We start from the raw sequence: 5,088 nt of genomic DNA, 5'->3' as shown, positions 1-5,088 counted from the left end.
GGCTAGGAGGAAGTATGCCCAAGTCAGGCCAGCGGTGATAGAGAACACCAGCCACAAAGCAGTCAAATAGGGTTCACGGAGGGATCCGACCAGGGAGGCCGCGACGATCAGCAGCATGAGCGCGTGCGCCAGCACGACCAGCCTCGACATCAGCAGCACGTCGGAGGCGATCCGGTTCTCCCCCACTCGGACCGTCAGCGCGGCAACGACCGCGGGCAGGGCCAACAGGATCGTGGCGCCGCCGTCTGCCGCTCTCAGGAGCGCATCCTTTCCATTGGGCAGGATGAGTGCCAGCGCCAAGAACCAAAACGCGAAGGCCGGCACCCAGACTGTCAGCCCCGGAGCGACACCGCGAGCGGGCTGCAGCAATGCGACTGCATCGCCTGGCTGGGACCGAGGTGCGTAGTTGACTGACACGTGCGCGACGCTCTCCGGCCCGAGGTCCATGGCGTTCCGGGGCACGAGATCCTCGTTGGCGCCTTCCGTCGACATAGTCAGCGACCGAATAACGACTCCGGATGGAGCATGGATCTCCAGGTGAAAGGAGGAGGCTTCGCCAGCTCCACCAGTCTCGATATTGAGCGGCAGAGAGCGAAACCCTGCCGCTGACAGCAGCCGGTCTGCCAGCGACGGCGGTTGTGTCGGCTCAACCTTCCAGTAGTAGGAGTACTTGATCACGGTCCGACCGCCGGCCAGGTGGGGCGGAACCAAGGCCAGGATCGCAAACCGCCGAGCAAGGACCTCCAGCAGGGACCCGACAGGTTGACTCAGCTGCTTCGGATCCAACACGCGCTCGCTGCCGACCATCCCGGTTTCGATCAAACCACGCGCCATTTCACTCGCCGACTCCGGATCACCATCGACCAGGGACTCCAGCGCCCGCTTGAGCGAATGCTCGCGTGGCTCTATGACTGCCCCAGCGTCTCCCAATTCCCCTATCAACGCGTCCACCATGAGCGGTCGGTACTCATTTCGACCCAGGATCGGGATCGGCCCCTCGCCTTCGATGGAGATGTCGAAGTGACGCAGCGGCCCCTTCTCCATGAGGCCCACGGGGATGACGAGAGGCCCAACGATTTCCGCGAGGCCTCTGCGCCGCTCCTGCGGGTAGTAGGCGAGCGCAGGGGCCGCCGGTGGGGTGCAATCAATCGACACCCGCCGACGACCGGTTTGGTCTTCCATGAGGCGCAGACTGTCGATCCTTCGATGCCTCCACACCTGCGGTCGTAACAGGGCCTCCATCAGTTCACGCCCCGAGTCGGTTGCAAGGTGGTCAAGGGGCATGCCGAGAACCCTAGAGGCACACACGACCGGGCCGCTTGGTTATCCACAGTTCTGCTTGGGCAGCCCTCAATGAGCGCTCTGAGCGTTCTCACCCGAACTTCACCGCTCCTTCACTGGGGCTTCACCGCGATTCTGCTTCCCCTACCACCCAGCCGAATACGTTGCTGGCCCGTGACTCCCCCCAACAGAACACGCACCACCGTGCGTCGCCTCCTCACAGCGCTGGCCGTGCCGGCGCTGATCCTCGGCCCGGGCCTGCACGCCCACGCCGAGCCCGCCCTCCCGCACACCAACGGTGACTCCGCTCCGTCGCTCGACGACGTCAACCCGAGCGAAGGTCGCCGCCACGCCGCGTCCTCGAACGTCAACGAGCCCGAGTCGTTCGCCACGAAGGCGGCCGGGACCGAGCGCATCTACCTCGACACGGAGAAGCGCCCGGTCGCCCCGGGTCTGAACCTCACCTCGCAGCAGTGGCTCGACAACGCCGGCATCCAGCGCACCGACGTGCTGACCGCCGACCTCGGCACGCAGGGCCTCAAGGTCGACTACGTCGACTCCGGCTCCGTCGCCGGCACCTCCCCGCTGGGTCAGCAGCTCGACCGGGTCGGCGCCGTCGCGGGCGTCAACGGCGACTTCTTCGACATCAACAACTCCGGAGCAGCGCAGGGCATCGGCATCGCCGGCGGCCAGGTTCGCAAGGGCCCGAACGCCGGTCGCATCCACGCCGCCGGCATCGACGCGCAGGGCCTGGGCGCCCTGAGCCAGATGTACCTCGACGGCACGGTCAGCCTGCCCGGCGACGTCACCCGCCCGTTGACCGGCTACAACGTCTCGGCGCTGCCGACCAACGGCATCGGCGCGTACACCCCGCTGTGGGGTGACTACACCCGTGACCGCGCCACGCAGGGCCTGTCGAACAAGGCCGAGGTCATCGTCACCGACGGCGTCGTCACCTCCGAGGCCACCGCACCGCGCTCCGGTCGTCTGCCCGAGGGCGCCATCGCCTTCGTCGGCCGCGAAGCCGGCGCCACCGCGCTCAAGGCCCTCAAGGTCGGCGACAAGGTGTCCCTGTCGTACTCGGTGCGCAGCTCCGCGGGTGACATGAAGGTCGCCATCGGCGGCAGCGGGCCGATCGTCAAGGACGGCGCCACCGTCCCGAGCAGCGACAAGGCCGTCCACCCGCGCACCGCGATCGGGTTCTCCAAGGACCGTACGAAGATGTTCCTCGTCACCGTCGACGGCCGCACGGCCCAGTCGCGTGGCATGTCGCTCGAGGAGCTCGGTGACTACCTCGTCGAGCTCGGCGCCGACTCGGCCATGAACCTCGACGGCGGCGGCTCGTCCACGCTCATCGCGCGCGAAGCCGGTGAGAAGGTCAACGACGTCGAGAACGACCCCTCCGACGGGTACCAGCGCAGCGTCCCCAACGGCCTGGCCCTCTTCGCCGAGCAGGGCAGCGGCCGGTTGACCGGCCTGCGCGTCGTCCCGGCACACGACGACGAGGACGAGAACCTCCTCAAGGTCTTCCCCGGTCTGACGCGCGAACTCGACGCATACGGCCACGACGAGACCTACGCCCCCGTCGACGCGGAGGTCTCGTTCGGCGCGACCCCGGCCGCCGTCGGCACGGTGAGCGCCGAGGGCACCTTCACCGCACGACGCTCCGGCGATGCCACGGTCACCGCGTCGGCCGGGCCGGTCAGCGGCACGACCACAGTGCGCGTGCTCGGTGACCTGACCCGCTTGGAGTCGACCACCCGCACGGTCTCGATCGCCACGCAGGAGGAGCGCGGACGCTTCTCCGTCGTCGGGTACGACAAGGACGGGTTCCGCGCCGACATCGAGCCGGCCGACCTGACCCTCGATTACGACCAGACCAAGCTCGAGGTCACGCCCGACGGTCGCGGCGGCTTCGTCGTGAAGCCGCTTGTCGCATCGGCCGGTGAGGTCATCACCGCGACCGCGGCCGGTGTCACCACCCACATCGCCGTCGCCGTCGGTCTCGAGGAGAAGGTCGTCGCGAACTTCGACGACGCCGCCAAGTGGAAGTGGTCCGGGGCTCGTTCGACCGGCTCGCTGCAGCCGACCGAGGGTCGCAACGGCGGCACCGCGCTCCAGATCAACTACGACTTCACCCAGTCGACCGGTACACGTACCTCCAATGCCGGATCGCCGTTGAACATCGACATCGAGGGTCAGCCCCAGAAGATCGGGTTGTGGGTCAAGGGCGACGGGCGCGGCCAGTGGTGGTCGTTCTCGATCCATGACGCGAACGGCACGTACTACCCGCTGTACGGTCCGCACATCACGTGGACCGGCTGGCGCTACGTCGAGGTCGACGTGCCGCAGGGTCTGCCGTTCCCGATCGACGTGTACCGCTTCGGCATCATCGAGACGGTCGCGAGCAAGCAGTACAAGGGCTCGGTGGCCATCGACGACATCACCGTCAAGGTCGCTCCCGAGGTGCCGCTGCCGGCGCAGCCGCAGGTCGAGGACGACGTCGTCGTGCAGAACGGCGTGGCCAAGGACGGCGGCGACTACTCGTTCGCGGTCATCTCCGATGCGCAGTTCACTGCCGCGAACCAGTCGCTCGTGCCGCAGGCCCGGCGCACACTGCGCTCCGCCGTGGCGGCGAAGCCGGACTTCATCGTCATCAACGGCGACTGGATCGACACCGCGTGGCCCGATGACCTCAAGCTCGCGCGCCGCGTCATCGAGGAGGAGATCGGCGACCAGGTGCCGTGGTACTACGTGCCGGGCAACCACGAGATCATGGGCCCGGGCAATATCAGCCCGTGGGTCACAGAGTTCGGAGCGGCGCAGCGCAGCTTCGTGCACAAGGGCACCCGGTTCGTCATGCTCAACTCCGCGACCGGCACCCTCCAGGGCGACGGGTACAAGCAGTGGCAGATGCTGCGCTCCGCGTTGGACGACGCCAAGTCCGACCCGTCGATCAACGGTGTCGTGACGATGTGGCACCACCCGCCGCACGACCCGAGCCCGGTGGCGACCAGCCAGATGTCCAGCGCCGTCGAGGTCGGGATCGTCGAGGAGTGGCTCGGTGACTTCCGCCGCGAGACCGGCAAGGGCGCGGCGATGATCAACGCCCACGTCGGCGCGTTCTCCGCGTCGTCGGTCGATGGTGTCGACTACGTCATCAACGGCAACTCGGCCAAGACCCCGTCGGCCGACACCGACCAGGGCGGCTTCGCCGGCTGGAGCCTCGTGGGCGTCAACCCGGATGCCCCGAAGCTGCCGACCTGGGCGCGCCACCGTGCCCAGCCGGTGAAGAAGGACGCTAACCCGTGGCTTGAGGTCGAGATGCGCCCGCACGTCGACGCGATCGCCTTCGGTGACGTGCCGGCGATGACGGTCGGTCAGAGCGTCAAGGTCGGCGCGACGGTGACGCAGCCCGGGGGGCGGCGCGTGCCGGTGGCGTACCCGGTCTCGGCGCAGTGGTCGGCCAGCGGCGTGTTCATCGGCAAGGCGTCTCAGGCCCGGGGCAACGCCGTCGCGGCGTACGACCCGGCCACCGGTGAGCTCACCGCGCTCCGCGCCGGCAGTGGCGAGGTGTCGGTGACGGTGAACGACGAGACCGCAAAGGCGACCGTCTCGGTGAAGTGAGGCGCACGGCGCTCCGGCCATGGTCGGAGCGCCGTGCGGTCACCTTGTCGACCCGGTCACCTGTTGGTCGCAGTCACCTACTGCAACATCTACTGCAACATCTACTGTCACATCGTGTTGCAGTAGGCGTCAGTGCAGGGTCCACGATCCCGACGCCGAGTGATGGTTTCGGGCCGCTTC

At 67.8% G+C, this 5,088-nt stretch carries 2 protein-coding genes; one reads left to right on the top strand and one right to left on the bottom strand.

Annotation, left to right across the window (positions count from 1 at the left end; all coding sequences use genetic code 11):
* The coding region (locus KD1_RS09015) for a hypothetical protein (protein WP_068400750.1) at nt 1-1,284 on the bottom strand (1,284 nt) is incomplete at its 3' end.
* A 201-nt stretch (nt 1,285-1,485) separates the two neighbouring features.
* On the opposite strand from KD1_RS09015, the gene KD1_RS09010 reads away from it, so the two are divergent.
* Nucleotides 1,486-4,908 carry a phosphodiester glycosidase family protein gene (locus KD1_RS09010; RefSeq protein ID WP_068400747.1) on the top strand — a complete coding sequence of 1,141 codons (3,423 nt, stop codon included), beginning with the start codon at nt 1,486-1,488 and terminating at the stop codon, nt 4,906-4,908.
* Nucleotides 4,909-5,088: the final 180 nt, after the last annotated feature.

Origin of the sequence: Kribbia dieselivorans NBRC 106261, assembly GCF_001552435.1 — a bacterium.
Lineage (GTDB): Bacteria > Actinomycetota > Actinomycetes > Actinomycetales > Dermatophilaceae > Kribbia > Kribbia dieselivorans.
The sequence above is the reverse complement of the archived record's forward strand: the minus strand, read 5'-3'. Positions and strand labels throughout refer to the sequence as shown.